Annotated in this window: 16 protein-coding genes; 7 read left to right on the top strand and 9 right to left on the bottom strand. The window is 76.9% G+C overall.

Translation table 11 applies throughout. The features are described 5' to 3' along the window. Positions 1-85: 85 nt before the first annotated feature. A complete protein-coding gene (locus ACI79A_RS11575) occupies positions 86-253 on the bottom strand; it encodes a DUF3117 domain-containing protein (RefSeq protein WP_457066014.1) in 168 nt (55 codons plus the stop codon). A 124-nt stretch (positions 254-377) separates the two neighbouring features. Next, the gene (locus ACI79A_RS11570) at positions 378-938 is read right to left on the bottom strand and encodes a DNA-3-methyladenine glycosylase I (RefSeq protein WP_457083192.1); all 561 of its coding nucleotides are present in this window, start codon (positions 936-938) and stop codon (positions 378-380) included. Between the two features lie 26 nt (positions 939-964). On the opposite strand from ACI79A_RS11570, the gene ACI79A_RS11565 reads away from it, so the two are divergent. Further along, positions 965-2023 (top strand): NAD-dependent epimerase/dehydratase family protein, encoded by a 1059-nt coding sequence (locus ACI79A_RS11565; RefSeq protein ID WP_457083190.1) that lies wholly within the window; start codon positions 965-967, stop codon positions 2021-2023. A gap of 57 nt (positions 2024-2080) precedes the next feature. Here ACI79A_RS11565 and ACI79A_RS11560 read toward each other — a convergent pair whose 3' ends face one another. The 3 genes from ACI79A_RS11560 to ACI79A_RS11550 form a co-directional block, all read right to left on the bottom strand. Beyond that, positions 2081-3613: a carboxylesterase/lipase family protein gene (locus ACI79A_RS11560; protein ID WP_457083188.1), complete on the bottom strand. Its 1533-nt coding sequence runs from the start codon at positions 3611-3613 to the stop codon at positions 2081-2083. Positions 3614-3630: 17 nt separating this feature from the next. Further along, entirely contained in the window at positions 3631-4536 is a 906-nt protein-coding gene (locus ACI79A_RS11555) for a DMT family transporter (protein ID WP_457083186.1), read from the bottom strand. A 66-nt stretch (positions 4537-4602) separates the two neighbouring features. Continuing rightward, the gene (locus tag ACI79A_RS11550; protein ID WP_457083184.1) at positions 4603-5964 is read right to left on the bottom strand and encodes a hypothetical protein; all 1362 of its coding nucleotides are present in this window, start codon (positions 5962-5964) and stop codon (positions 4603-4605) included. 109 nt (positions 5965-6073) lie between these two features. Between ACI79A_RS11550 and ACI79A_RS11545 the strand changes: the two genes are divergently transcribed. Genes ACI79A_RS11545 through ACI79A_RS11530 form a run of 4 tightly spaced genes read left to right on the top strand, consistent with a single transcriptional unit; the run spans position 6074 to position 9175 of the window. Then, complete coding sequence (locus tag ACI79A_RS11545) at positions 6074-6727, top strand: glycosyltransferase family 2 protein (RefSeq protein WP_457083182.1); 654 nt, start codon at positions 6074-6076, stop codon at positions 6725-6727. Next, the gene (locus ACI79A_RS11540) at positions 6724-7380 is read left to right on the top strand and encodes a TIGR04282 family arsenosugar biosynthesis glycosyltransferase (RefSeq protein ID WP_457083180.1); all 657 of its coding nucleotides are present in this window, start codon (positions 6724-6726) and stop codon (positions 7378-7380) included. Before ACI79A_RS11545 ends, ACI79A_RS11540 begins: the two co-directional genes overlap by 4 nt. Beyond that, a complete protein-coding gene (locus ACI79A_RS11535) occupies positions 7377-8615 on the top strand; it encodes a molybdopterin-dependent oxidoreductase (protein ID WP_457083178.1) in 1239 nt (412 codons plus the stop codon). Before ACI79A_RS11540 ends, ACI79A_RS11535 begins: the two co-directional genes overlap by 4 nt. Next, a complete protein-coding gene (locus ACI79A_RS11530; protein WP_457083176.1) occupies positions 8612-9175 on the top strand; it encodes a hypothetical protein in 564 nt (187 codons plus the stop codon). Before ACI79A_RS11535 ends, ACI79A_RS11530 begins: the two co-directional genes overlap by 4 nt. 29 nt (positions 9176-9204) lie before the next feature. Here the strand turns inward: ACI79A_RS11530 and ACI79A_RS11525 are convergent, their stop codons facing one another. Further along, positions 9205-10521: a hypothetical protein gene (locus ACI79A_RS11525; RefSeq protein WP_457083174.1), complete on the bottom strand. Its 1317-nt coding sequence runs from the start codon at positions 10519-10521 to the stop codon at positions 9205-9207. Continuing rightward, the gene (locus ACI79A_RS11520) at positions 10518-11228 is read right to left on the bottom strand and encodes an ABC transporter ATP-binding protein (RefSeq protein WP_457083172.1); all 711 of its coding nucleotides are present in this window, start codon (positions 11226-11228) and stop codon (positions 10518-10520) included. Before ACI79A_RS11520 ends, ACI79A_RS11525 begins: the two co-directional genes overlap by 4 nt. 157 nt (positions 11229-11385) lie before the next feature. Between ACI79A_RS11520 and ACI79A_RS11515 the strand changes: the two genes are divergently transcribed. Together ACI79A_RS11515 and ACI79A_RS11510 are read left to right on the top strand one after the other, a co-directional pair. Then, positions 11386-11844: a DUF2243 domain-containing protein gene (locus ACI79A_RS11515; protein ID WP_457083170.1), complete on the top strand. Its 459-nt coding sequence runs from the start codon at positions 11386-11388 to the stop codon at positions 11842-11844. After that, a complete protein-coding gene (locus tag ACI79A_RS11510; RefSeq protein ID WP_457083168.1) occupies positions 11816-12604 on the top strand; it encodes a cytochrome c oxidase assembly protein in 789 nt (262 codons plus the stop codon). Before ACI79A_RS11515 ends, ACI79A_RS11510 begins: the two co-directional genes overlap by 29 nt. Here the strand turns inward: ACI79A_RS11510 and ACI79A_RS11505 are convergent. Both ACI79A_RS11505 and ACI79A_RS11500 read right to left on the bottom strand, forming a co-directional pair. Continuing rightward, positions 12580-13056 (bottom strand): SRPBCC family protein, encoded by a 477-nt coding sequence (locus tag ACI79A_RS11505; RefSeq protein WP_457083166.1) that lies wholly within the window; start codon positions 13054-13056, stop codon positions 12580-12582. The genes ACI79A_RS11510 and ACI79A_RS11505 overlap by 25 nt on opposite strands. After that, positions 13049-13402: a DivIVA domain-containing protein gene (locus ACI79A_RS11500; RefSeq protein WP_457083164.1), complete on the bottom strand. Its 354-nt coding sequence runs from the start codon at positions 13400-13402 to the stop codon at positions 13049-13051. Before ACI79A_RS11500 ends, ACI79A_RS11505 begins: the two co-directional genes overlap by 8 nt. Between the last annotated feature and the right edge of the window lies 1 nt (position 13403).

Raw genomic sequence — 13403 nt, 5'->3', positions numbered from 1 at the left:
GCGGCCCCGGTCGCCGGCGTGCTGCCGGCGGCCGGGGCCGCGTCGTCGCCCGCGGGGCTGCCCGGGGGCAGGCTCGCGGCGGTGTTCAGCTGATCGCGCCCTTCAGGGCCTCGGAGAGGGCGCTCGCCTCGTCGGGGGTCAGCTCGACGACGAGCCGGCCGCCCCCCTCCAGCGGAACGCGCATGACCAGGCCGCGGCCCTCCTTGGTGACCTCGAGGGGACCCTCACCCGTGCGCGGCTTCATGGCCGCCATGCGTGCCTCCTTCGCCCGCCACCCGTGGCCGGACGGCCGCGGTGTGGCACCAGTTGTGCAGAGAACCTGCATCCATGATCCCGTATGGGGGGCGGATCGACCAACCCGGACCCACCGGTACGGGTCACACCGGGCCCCCGGAACCGGCGCGGAAACAGGTCGCGACGTGGTCGTCGACCATCCCGGTGGCCTGCATCAGCGCGTAGCCGGTGGTCGGCCCGACGAAGCGGAACCCCCGGCGCTTGAGCTCCTTCGCCATCGCCACCGACTCCGGGCTGGTGGCCGGCACGTCGGCCAGCGTCCGCGGCCGGGGCCGCGGCCCGGTGGGCGCGAACGACCAGAGCAGCGCTGACAGCCCCTCGGGCACCTCCAGCGCCGCGCGGGCGTTGGCGACCGCGGCGGTGATCTTCGCGCGGTTGCGGACGATGCCGGCGTCGGCCGTCAACCGCGCGACGTCCTCGTCGGTGAACGCCGCGACCGCCGGGATGGAGAAGCCGGCGAACGCGGCCCGGAAGGCGGGCCGCTTGCGCAGGATGGTGATCCAGGACAGCCCGGACTGGAACGCCTCCAGGGTGAGCCGCTCGTAGAGGGCGTCGTCCCCGCGCAGGGGTACCCCCCACTCCTCGTCGTGGTACCGGACGTACTCGGGCGCGCTGGTCGCCCAGCCGCATCGGGAGCGCTCCACGGGCACCGAAGCTAGCGTCTGCGCTCGTGCGCATCCTGATCACCGGAGGGGCGGGCTTCATCGGCTCGCACGTCGCCGCCGCCTGCCGCGCGGCCGGCCACGACGTGCGGGTGCTCGACGCCCTGCTCCCCGCGGTGCACCCCGGCTACCCCGACGGCGTGCCCGGGCTGGACGGCGTGGAGCTGCTGCACGGCGACGTCCGGGACGCCGCGACCGTCGACCGCGCACTCGCCGGGGTGGACGCCGTCTGCCACCAGGCGGCGATGGTCGGCCTCGGCGTCGACGTGCAGGACATGCCCGCCTACGCCGGGATCAACGACCTGGGGACGGCGGTACTGCTGGCCGCGATGGCGCGCGCCGACGTCGGCCGGCTGGTGCTGGCCAGCTCGATGGTGGTCTACGGCGAGGGCCGCTACGAGTGCCCGGAGCACGGCGTCGTACCGGCCGCACCACGGCGGCGGGCCGACCTGGACGCCGGACGGTTCGAGCCGCCCTGCCCGGTGTGCGGTCGGCAGCTGACCTGGGGCGAGGTCGGGGAGGACACCCCCGCCGACCCGCGCAACACCTACGCCGCGACCAAGCTGGCCCAGGAGCACCTCGCGTCGGCGTGGGCCCGCTCGACCGGCGGCGGCGCGATCGCGCTGCGGTACCACAACGTCTACGGCCCGCACATGCCGCGGGACACCCCCTACGCCGGGGTCGCCTCGATCTTCCGGTCGGCGCTGGAGGGCAGCCGGGCGCCGCAGGTGTTCGAGGACGGCGGGCAGATGCGCGACTTCGTGCACGTCACCGACGTCGCGCAGGCCAACCTGCGCGCGCTGGAGGCCGAGGCGCCCGACGCCGCGCTGCGGGCGTACAACGTCGCCTCCGGGGTGCCGCACAGCGTCGGTGACATGGCCGCCGCGCTGGCCGAGGCGTTCGGCGGCCCGGCACCGCAGGTCACCGGGGAGTACCGGATCGGCGACGTCCGGCACGTGGTGGCCTCCCCCGCGCGGGCCGCGGCCGAGCTCGGCTTCCGCGCGCGGGTCACCTTCGCCGACGGCATGCGCGAGTTCGCCACCGCTCCCCTGCGCCCCGCCCCCTGACCCGCCCCGTTCCGTTCCGTTCCGCCGAAATGGCCATGTCGGCGGAACGGGGGCGGGTCAGCGGCGCACGTCGAGCAGCCCGATCGGCGCGTTCCGCCACAGGTCGCGGAGGGCCTGCTCGGGGTAGGGCCGCACCCCGCCCCGCTCGCCGGTGTCGAACACCCGGGTGAGCGCGCGCCGCTCGTCGAACGCCGGCCAACCGGGGTCGCCGTCCCGGGCGAAGGTGGTCCACGCGGCCTGCAGCTGCGCGGACACCTCGGCGGCCTCGGCCGGCGGTGGGCTGCCCAGCAGCTGCGCCCCGAGCCCGACGTCGAGCCGGCCGAACACCAGCGGGACGTCCAGGGCGTGGCACGCGCCCAGCACGCCACCACCGCCCGACGCGGGCCAGGTCAGCTCGTACAGGTGCGCCCGGCCACCGCCGGCGGTCTGCGCCCGGGCGACGTCCAGGCTGGGCACCCGGAACATCCGGTCGGAGTGCGCCAGGACGAAGAGCTCCTCCGCCTCCGCGTCCGGGTAGGCCGCCCGCATCCGGGTCTCCGGCGTCGCGCCCGGGCCGAAGACCGCCATCGCGGTGGCGGCCATCTCCTCGGTGACCGCGCCGACCTGACCGGCCAGCGCGAGGAACAGCCGCCACTCGTCGCGGTTGTGCCCGACCACGACGGGCACGTCGCGGGCCGCACCGGCGGTGAGGCCGGTCCACGGGTCGGTGGGCAGCACCTGCCCGTCGACGACCGGGGAGAACGGCGTCGGGGTGTGTGCCACCAGACCCCAGCGGTCCAGCCCGGGCAGGCGCCGGTCGAGCTCACCCAGAGCGTCGACCAGCCGCTGCGGCGGGACGTCGGCGAGCGCGGCGGCCGACGCGGGCAGACCCAGCGGGGCGAGCAGCTCGGCGCTGACGTCGCGCGCCAGCTCCGGGGTGAACCAGGTGCCCGGCACGCTCTGCAGCACCGCCTGGGAGAACAGGCCACCGGTCGTCGGCATCACCAGCAGGGCGGCGATGATCCCCGCGCCGGCGGACTCCCCGACGACCGTGACCCGCGCCGGGTCCCCGCCGAAGGCGGCGATCTCCTCCTGCACCCAGCGCAGCGTGGCCTCGACGTCGAGGAGCGCCCGGTTCGCCGGAGCGCCGTCGAACTCAGCCCAGCCCTCGACCCCGACCCGGTGGTTGGCGGTGACCACGACGACGCCGCTGCGGGCGAGCGCAGCGCCGTCGTACTCGGGCACGCCGGCGGTGCCCATCCGGTAGGCGCCGCCGTAGACCCAGACCAGCACCGGCAGGCCGGTGGCGCCCGGGTCCGGCGTCCAGACGTTGAGGGTCAGCCAGTCGGTCGGGTCGTGGCGCACCGGCCCGGCGGACGGCGGCTCCGGGGGCGGCGGCCCCATGGGTGCCTGCGGCGGCGGAGGGCCGAAGACATCGGCCTCCCGGACGCCGTCCCACGCCGGGGCCGGCCGGGGTGCCTGGAAACGCAGCGGGCCCACCGGCGGCGCGGCGAACGGGATGCCGCGGAACACCGCGGTCCCGCCCTCGGTGCGGCCGCGGAGCGCACCTGCACGGGTGCGGACCACCGGCGACGTCGACGGTTCGGTCATGGCTCTCCTCCAGGGGGTCAGGGGACGGCGCTGTCGACCTCGGTCAGCTCGGAGCGGTGCGGGCGGGTGGGGCTGCGGCGGGTGGCCAGCACGCAGCCGAGCAGCACCAGCGGCAGCCCGACGGCGAGGCCGAGGGTGAACGGCTCGTCGAGCAGCAGCACCCCCAGCAGGACGGCGACCGCCGGGTTCACGAAGGTGATCACCAGCGCCCGCTGGGGGCCGGCCTCGCGGATGAGGGCGAAGAACAGCGCCATCGCGAGCGCGGTGCACACCAGCCCGAGCGCGGCGAGCGACGCCAGCGCGTCCGCCGGCGCGCCGGGCAGCTGCCCGAGCCGGGGCAGCGCGAACGGGGCGTAGACCACCGCGGTGACCGCCAGCGCGATCGACGCGGCGGCGACGCCGGGCACGTCGGGCAGCGCCCGGGTGACCACCATCGGCGCGGTGGCGTAGCCGACCACCACCAGCCCGACGGCGCCGATCGCGGACAGCTGGGCACCGGCGACGTCCAGCCCGAGCAGCGCGGCGATGCCGACGACGCCGATGAGCATGCCGAGCACCCGCACCGGGGAGAGCCGGTCCTCGTCGCCGGCGATCCGGGCGGTGAGCGCGGCGACGAACGGGACGGCGGCCACCAGCAGCCCGGTCAGCGAGCTGGACAGCGACTGCTCGGCCCAGGACAGCAGCAGCCACGGGCCGGTCATCTCCAGCACGGTGAACAGCAGCAGCGCCCGCCAGTGCCGCAGCGCCGGGCGCAGCTGACCGCGGGCGACGGTCCAGGGCAGCAGCACCGCGGCGCCGATGACGCAGCGGGCGAACACCACCAGCACCGGGGAGAACTCACCGACGGCGACCTTGATCAGCAGGTACGGCACGCCCCAGATCAGCGACATCGCGACGAACAGCGCCCAGCCCCGCCGGCTCACCGAGCCACCCCCGACGTCCGCACGCCGGTCATCCTGGCCCACGCCCCGCCGGCGTCGTCAGTGCGGTCACCACTCGGTGCGGACGAGCACCTCGATCACCAGCGCGAGCAGCACCGAGGCGGCCAGCCACCAGCGGCGCTGCCGGGGCGGCAGGAACGCGGTGGCGACGAGCAGCCAGACGTGGAACGGCAGCCAGATCCGCTCGGTCTCCCCGCGCACCAGCCCGGTGGCGTCGGAGACCAGCATCCCGACGAGCGCGGCCAGCGGCACCAGCGCCAGCCGGTGCCGGCGCAGCGAGGCCAGCCCGGCCACGGCGGCCGGTCCGACCGCCAGTGCCGCGGCGGCCAGGTTGCTGAACAGGAAGAAGGCCAGCGGGCGGTTGGCGTAGGACGGCCCGGAGCGCACCCGGTCGCCGGCGACGGTGAAGCCCTCCACCCACCAGTAGCCGCCGGCGGCGAACGCGGCGACCACCAGCAGCACGCCCACCGCGCCGACGCCGAGCACCCGAGCGACCCCGGCCCAGCCCAGCCGGCCGCGGTGCACCAGCACGACCACGAGCACCACCAGGCCGAGCGCGGTGAGCCCGAAGGAGAGGAAGAGCGCGAGCCCCATGAGCAGCCCACCGCCCAGGGCGCGCAGGTCGGCGTCGAGCCCCGGCGCGCGGGCGGCCGCCGTCGCCAGCAGCGCGACGCCCCAGGCGGCCACCCCGGCGAAGAGCGCGTCGGCGCTGGTGGCCACCCACAGCGCGACCGGGGCGAGCACCAGGAACGGCGCGACCACCCGGGCGCTCGCCTCGTCGGCCACCGCGCGCACCGTGACCAGCACCGCGGGCACGGCGAGCGCGCCGCCGGCGATGCACAGCGCCGCCGCCCACCCGAGCCCGTCCAGGCCGAGCCGGTCCAGCAGCACGAAGGCGAGCAGCGCGCCGGGTGGGTGGCCGGCGACGTGGGTGGTCCACGGATCGGCGGCGTCGGCCGGCACCGAGGCGGCGAAGCCGGAGAGGAGCTCCCCGATCGAACCGACCCGCGGCACGTCGTGCGGGTACTCGTAGACCGAGTCCAGCGGCTCGGTCAGCCGGTGCGCCCCGGAGCTCAGCGCGAGGGCGACCGCCCAGCCGGCGGCGGCCAGCGCGGAGCCCGGCAGCAGCAGCCGCCAGCTCGCCCGGGCCGCGAGCGCCGGCCCCCACAGCACGCCGGCCAGCCCGACCGCCACCGGCAGCAGGACCGCGGGGGTGAGCACGACGCCGAAGGCGCCCCGCAGCACCCACCCGCCGAGCAGGTGCAGGCGCACGCCGGACTCGGTCAGCCGCCGGCCGATCAGGCCCATCGCGACGACGAAGACCGCGGTTCCGGCGACGGCGAGCGGCGGCACCCACCACCGGCGCGGACCGCCGTCCGGGGAGTCGACCGGAGCCGGCACCGTCTGCACCGAATCGACCCTAGGTGGCCGGCGGCGGGCCGGCCGGTCGGGGGCACCCGATCGGTGGTCCACGACCGAACAGCAGGCGACGATCCCCGAACCTGGTTACCGTCCGTCCGTGCCGGACGTCGTCTTCCCCTGCCTGAACGAAGCCGGTGCGCTGCCCGCGGTGCTGCCCCGGCTGCCCGCCGGCTACCGCGCGATCGTCGCCGACAACGGCTCGACCGACGGGTCGGCGCAGATCGCCGCCGACCACGGCGCCACCGTCGTCCCCGTGCCGCAGCGCGGCTTCGGCGCCGCCGCGCACGCCGGGCTGGAGGCGGCCACCGACGACGTCGTCTGCTTCTGCGACGCCGACGCCTCGATGGACCCCGCCGACCTGCCGAAGGTGGCCGACCCGGTGCTGGCCGGCGACGCCGACCTGGTGCTCGGCCGCCGCCGGCCCACGCACCGCAGCGCCTGGCCGCTGCACGCCCGGGTGGCCAACCTGGCGCTGTCGGTGATGCTGCGCCGCCGCACCGGGCTCGCGCTGCACGACCTCGGCCCGATGCGCGCCGGACGCCGGGAGGCGCTGCTGGCCCTCGGGATCACCGACCGCCGGTTCGGCTACCCGCTGGAGATGGTCACGAAGGCGGCCGACGCCGGCTGGCGGATCGTCGAGGTCGACGTCGACTACGCCCCGCGCGCCGAGGGCACGAGGTCCAAGGTCACCGGCACGGCCCTCGGCACGTTGCGCACGATCCGGGACATGCGGGAGGTGCTGGCGCGATGACGCAGCTGCTGGTGATCACCAAGGCGCCGGTGCCGGGCCGGAGCAAGACCCGGCTCACCCCGCCGTGCACCCCGGAGCAGGCCGCGGCGATCGCCTCCGCCGCGGTCGGCGACACCCTCGACGTGGTGCGGGCGACCCCGGTGCAGCGCCGGGTGGTGGCCCTGGACGGCGCCCCCCGCGACCTGGACCTGTCCGGCTGCGTCGTCGTCCCGCAGGTCGAGGGCGACCTGGGCACCCGGCTGGCGCGCGCCTTCGCCGACGCGATGGCCGGCCCGGACGGCGCGCTGCCCACCCTGCTGATCGGGATGGACACCCCGCAGGTGACTCCCGCGCTGCTGACCGGCGCCCTCGACCGGCTGGTGGCCGCCGGGCCGGGGACGGCGGTGCTCGGCGTCGCACCGGACGGCGGCTGGTGGGCGCTCGGGCTGCACTCCCCCGACGGCGCGCAGGTGCTGCCCGACGTGCCGATGTCCCGCGAGGACACCGCGGTGCGCACCCGCGCCGCGCTGGAGTCCGCCGGGCTGACCGTGCTCGACCTGCCGCAGCTGACCGACATCGACCACTTCCCGGACGCGCTCGCGGTGGCCGCGCTGTGCCCGCCGGACAGCCGCACCCGCCGAGCGGTCGACGAGGTGGCGGGCGGGCTGCCGTGACCGCCCCCCTGGACCGGCTGCTCGGCGCCCGGCTGCCGGCACCGCCGGACGGGCTGCGCCGCGGCCCGTTCCGGCGCGGGGCGTTCGGCAGCCCGCTGCACTCCGAGCGCCGCTCCGCCCGGGTCGGTGCGTGGCTGGGCGTCGCCTTCCTGCTCTGCTTCGGCACCGGGCTGATCAGCCACTGGATCCAGGACCCGCCCGGCTGGTTCGGCTGGCCGGCCCAGCCGGTGTGGCTCTACGGCGTCACCCAGGGCGTGCACGTCACCGTCGGGCTCACCGCGATCCCGTTGCTGCTGGTGAAGCTCTGGACGGTCTACCCGAAGCTGTTCGAGTGGCCACCGGCCGGGTCACCGTCCCGGGCGATCAGCCGGCTGTCCATCCTGGTGCTGGTCGGCGCCACGTCGTTCCAGCTGGTCACCGGCCTGGTCAACACGGCGCAGTGGTACCCGTGGGGCTTCTTCTTCCCCGACACCCACTACTGGACCGGCTGGATCGCCATCGGCGCGGTCGCGGTGCACGTCGGCGCCAAGGCCCCCGAGATCCGCCGCGGCCTGGCCCGCCGCGGGTCGCCCGGCGCCGTCGCGGGCCTGGCCCCCGAGCAGGCCGCGGAGCTCACCGCCGACGACGAGGCCGCCGAGCAGCAGGCGGTGTCCCGGCGGGCGTTCGTGCTCGCCGCCGGTGCGGGCGCCGGGGCGGTCACGCTGACCATGGTCGGGCAGACGTTCTCACCGCTGGCCGACGTCTCCGTGCTCGCCCCGCGGCACCCCGGCGTCGGGCCGCAGGACCTCCCCGTGCGGCAGACCGCCGACCGGGCCGGGGTGACCGAGACCGCCGTCGACCCGGCGTACCGGCTCACCATCGCGGGCCCGGACCGCCTGGAGCTCACCCTCGCCGACCTGCAGGCGATGCCGCAGACCACCGTCGACCTGCCGATCACCTGCGTCGAGGGCTGGAGCGCCGGCGGCACCTGGACCGGCGTGCGGCTGGCCGACCTGCTGGCCGGGGCCGGGCTGCCCCGGGACACCGAGGTCGTCGTCGAGTCGCTGCAGCCCGGCGGGCTCTACCGGACGTCGGTGGTGGCGCCGCCGCACGCCCGCAGCCCGCTCACCCTGCTGGCGCTGCAACTGCAGGGCGAGCCGCTGGACCTCGACCACGGCTACCCGGTGCGGCTGATCGCGCCGAACCGGCCCGGGGTGATGCAGACCAAGTGGGTCACGGCGGTGCGGCCGGCATGAGCCTGGAACGGGAGAGCAGCCGGGAGCACGATCCGCGGGCCGCGGAGCTGGTCCCGGCCGATCCGTACGCCTCGGACCCCGGCCGGCCGCTGACCTCGGCGCTGCGGCCGTGGTGGCGCTGGCTGTTCGTCGTGCCCGGGCTGGCCGCGGTGCTGTGGGGCGGCTGGAACCTGGTGACCGCCGGCGACCGGATCCCGCTGGGCTCGTGGGCCACCTGGTTCGTCGGCAGCGCGCTGCTGCACGACCTGGTGATCGCCCCGCTGTGGATCGGGCTGGGCTGGCTCGCCGCCCGGTTCCTGCCCGCGCCGGCGCGGCCGCCGGTCGTCGTCGCCGGGGTGGTCAGCGGGGTGCTGACCCTGGTGACGCTGCCGTTCCTGCTCACCCCCGCCGACGGCCCGGCGAACCCGTCGTTCCTGCCCCGCGACCTCAAGCGCAACCTGCTGCTGCTCGTGGTCGCGGTCTGGCTGGTCGCCGCGGCGTGGGCGGTGGTGGCGGTCCGCCGGAGCCGCCATGATCACCCCGCGCGGAGCGGGGTCATCCCGACGGGGAAGCACCGCTGAGCGCGAGGTGATCACCGCGCCGGACACACTCAGCCGAGCGAGCGGGCCGCGCGGTCGACCATCCGGCGGCTGGCCGCGGTGCCGGCCAGCACCAGCGCGCACCCGACGACGACGGAGCCGGCGAACAGCACCAGCCCGATCGGCTCCTGGGCCAGCAGATCGGCGAACGGGCTGATCATCAGCAGCGCGGTGATCGACGCCCCGCCCACGCACACCGCCAGCGGCAGGCCGGTCTCCCGCATCCGGGAGGCGTGCAGCACCGACACCTCGGTGCCGGCGAGGTGCAGCGCCCGGTACTCGGCGGCGGAGTCCAGTGCCCGGCCGGCCTGGGTCACCCCGGTGGAGACCGCGGCCAGCAGCGCGGCGATCAGCAGGGTCACCGCCGTGCCGACCGCGATGTCCGCGCCCAGGTGCGCCTCGCCCTCCGCGGTGGCCCCCATCGCCGGGCTGACGCAGAGCACGCCGGCGACGAAGGCGATCAACGCCACCCCGCCGACGCTGCGCCAGGCGGCCTTCGGGTCGTCGAGCAGCCGCCGCGCGGCGAGCAGCGTGGGCACGCTCTGCGCCCGGCGGACGGCGACCCGGCCCACCACCGTCACCAGCCACGGCCCGACCAGGGTGAACACCCACATCGCCCCGGCGAGGCTGCCCAGCAGCACGGCGAGGAGCACCACGAGCTCGGCCTGGAGGATCCCGTTGGCGGTGGCCGTGAACACCCCGCCGAGCACGACCAGCGGAAGCAGCCGGGTCCAGGACAGCCCCTTCGGCGGCAGCCGGCGGGCCACCCCGAGCGGGGTGATCGCCACCCGGCGCAGCGCGGCCAGCGCGGAGCCCAGCGCCACCAGCGGGACGGCGGGCAGCGCGAGCCCCGCCCAGCTGCCGACCCACAGCTCGGCGACGTCGAAGGTGCGCCCCTGGAAGGGCAGCAGCGCCACGAGCGGCAGCGTCGCGCCGTAGAGCACCGCGCCGAGCAGCGCGCCGGCCACCGCCTGGGTGAGCGCCTCGGCTCCCGCCATCGCCGACACCTGCCCGGTGGTCGCCCCGGCCAGCCGCAGCGCGGCCATCCGGGCGTCGCGCCGGGCCACCGCCAGGCGGGCCGCCGCCCCGCCCAAGGTCACCAGCGGCACCAGGATCAGCGCGGCCGCGGTCAGCGACAGCACCACGTAGATCTCGCCGATGCCCTCGCTCTGCACCTCGGCGCGTGCCACGAAGGCCCGCACCCCACCGAGGGTGGTCAGCAGCGCCCAGGTCACCGCGGTGAACGCGATCACCGCCAGTCCGGTGGTCAGCCGGTCCCCACCCTGCCGGCGGGCCAGGCCGGCCCACAGTCGCAGCGCGGCGATCACCGGGGCACCCCGCCGGCGACCGGCGTGACCCGCCGGTCGTCGACGAGCCGGCCGTCGGCCATCGTCACCACCCGGTCGCAGCCGGCGGCCACCCGGTCGTCGTGGGTGACGACGACGAGCGCGGCGCCGGCCGCCGAGGTCGCCGTCACCAGCAGGCGCAGCACCTCGGAGCCGGTCGCGGCGTCGAGGGCACCGGTCGGCTCGTCGGCGAAGACCACACCCGGCTCACCCACCAGCGCGCGGGCGATGGCGACCCGCTGCCCCTGCCCGCCGGAGAGCTCCCCGGGCCGACGCTGCTCCAGCCCGGCCAGCCCGAGCCCGCCCAGCCACTCCGCGGCCCGGGCGGTCGCCGTCCGGCGGCCGGCCCCGGCGAGCATCAGCGGCAGCGCCGCGTTCTCCACCGCCGGCAGCTCGGGGAGCAGCTGGCCGGACTGGAAGACGAAACCGAAGTCGGTGCGGCGCAGCGCGGTGCGCCGGGCGTCGGAGAGGCCGGCGAGGTCCTGCCCGCGCCAGGTCACCGACCCGGAGGAGGGCCGCAGGATGCCGGCCAGCACGTGCAGCAGCGTGGTCTTGCCCGAGCCGGACGGGCCCATCACCGCCAGCGAGCCCGGGCCGACGTCGAGGTCGACGCCGGCGAGCGCGTGGGTGGCGGTGGGGCCGGCGCCGTAGGTCATCCGCACGTCGCGGGCAGAGAGGACAGCCGTCATGACCTGATCGTCGGGCGGCCGGGCCTCCGCCCGCGTCGGCCCGGGGACGGATCCTGCCCGGGACGGGTCCACCGGCGGTCGTACGACCGGCGGGCGTTTCCCGGTCGGGGCGGGCGGGCAGCGAGGGGCGACCGCCGCCGCCCGCCGAGGGAGCACCGTGACCGAGCCCGCGCCCCGCGACCGCCGCCGGCTGCTGTGGGCCGGCCTGCTGTTCGGCGCCGGCGCGATGGGTGCGGTCGACGAGATCGTCTTCCACCAGCTGCTGCACTGGCACCACTTCTACGACCGCGCCGGCGGCGATCTGGCGCTGGTCTCCGACGGCCTGCTGCACGCCGCCACCTGGTCGGCCACCGTCGCCGGGCTGGCGCTGCTGGCCGACGTCCGCCGGCGGCGCTCCTTCGCACCGCGTACCTGGTGGGGCGCGGTGCTCACCGGGGCCGGCGCGTTCCAGACCTTCGACGGCGTCGTCGACCACAAGGTGCTGCGGGTGCACCAGATCCGCTACGGCGTCGACCTGCTCCCCTACGACGTGGTGTGGATCGGCGCCGGCCTCGCGCTCCTCGCGGCCGGTCTCGTGCTGCTGGCGCGTGACCGGACCCCCGCGGTCGACCGGTGAGCGGCTGTCGGTGAGCGCCCTCGTCCTCGCCGTCCTGGCGCTGCTGGCGTTCGGCTACCTGCTCGCCGCGGTCGACCTGCGCTGGTCCCCGCGGCGGACGGCGAGCTGGCTGGCCGGGCTGGCCGTGGCGGCGGCCGGGCTGACCGGCCCGCTGGCGCAGGCGCACGGGGACCTGCGGGCGCACCTCGCCGCCCACCTGCTGACCGGGATGGTCGCGCCGGTGCTGCTGGTGCTGGCCGCTCCGGTCACGCTGCTGCTGCGCACCCTGCCGGTGGCCCGGGCGCGGGCGCTGAGCCGGCTGCTGCGCTCGGCCCCGGCCCGGGTGCTCGGCGACCCGTTCGTCGCGGTCGCGCTGAACGTGGGCGGGCTGTGGGTGCTGCACGGCGGCGGGCTGCTCGGCGCGGTCGCGCACTCCCCCGGCGGCCACCTGGTGGTCTCGGTGCACGTGCTGCTGACCGGCTGGCTGGCCACCGCCGCCGTCCTCGCCGTCGACCCCGCGCCGCACCGGCGGGGCGTCGTCGCCCGGGCGGTGGCGCTGGGCGCGGGGATGGCCGGCCACGACGTGCTGGCGAAGTGGCTGTACGCCCACCCGCCGACCGGCGTGACGCACGCCGAGGCGGGTGCGCGGCTCCTCTACGACGGCGGCACCGTGGTGCACGTCGTCGTCGCCGCGCTGCTCTGGCGGCAGTGGTACCGCAGCCGGGCGGCGGTCCGGGAGGCCGGGTCGTCCGCCGGTCAGCGCCCGTGGGCGCGGGCGTAGGCGGCGAACCGGCGCAGCGAGACCCGGTAGGCGGCGGCGATCACCGGCCGGGCCAGCGGCCAGCCGGCCCGGCCCAGCGCGCCCAGCGGCAGGTCGACCTCCTCGGTCCAGACGAAGGTCGACCCGTTCCCGCCGCGCGGGAGCACCTCGAAGGTGCCGGTGCCGCGCACGACCTTCCCGGTGTGCCGGACGTCGACCCGCCGCGGCGCCTCCCAGCGGGTGACCAGCATGGTGTCGAGCACGCCGATGCGGCGGCCGCCGAGCAGCCCGAACGGCAGCCGGACGCCGGTGACCGCGGCGATCCGCCCGCCCACGCCCTGCGCGCCGGAGTCCGCGTCGGGCTCGACGTCGGTGAGCACCATCCACTCCCCCTGCCGCTCCCAGTCGACCAGCGCGGCGAAGACCTCCTCCGGGGGTGCGTCGACGTCGACCTGCTCGACCAGCTCAGGCATCGGTGCGCTCCTCGTCCTCGGTGGTGGACCGCTCGGTCGTGGGGTGCTCGGCCGGCGCGGCGGCGGCCCGCAGCGCCACGATCTCCGCGTCGCGTTCGTCCAGCGCCTGCGCGAGCTGCTCCAGCAGCCAGTCGACCTCGCTCATCCGGTATCCCCGCACCGTGACCGACAACCGCAGCGCGCGCACGTCGTCGGCGACCACCGGCCGGTCGTCGGGCAGCTCGACCGGGGAGCGCGCCGGGTCGGCCGGCGGCTGGGTCTCCCCCCGGCCCAGCAGCAACGAACCGCCGAGGAAGAGCAGCCCGCCGACGACCAGCAGGCCGAGGACGAAGACGACGGCGGACACG

It is taken from the genome of Modestobacter sp. SYSU DS0657 (genome assembly GCF_054050925.1).
Note: the sequence above shows the minus strand (reverse complement) of the source record. Positions and strands in the feature narration are given on the sequence as shown.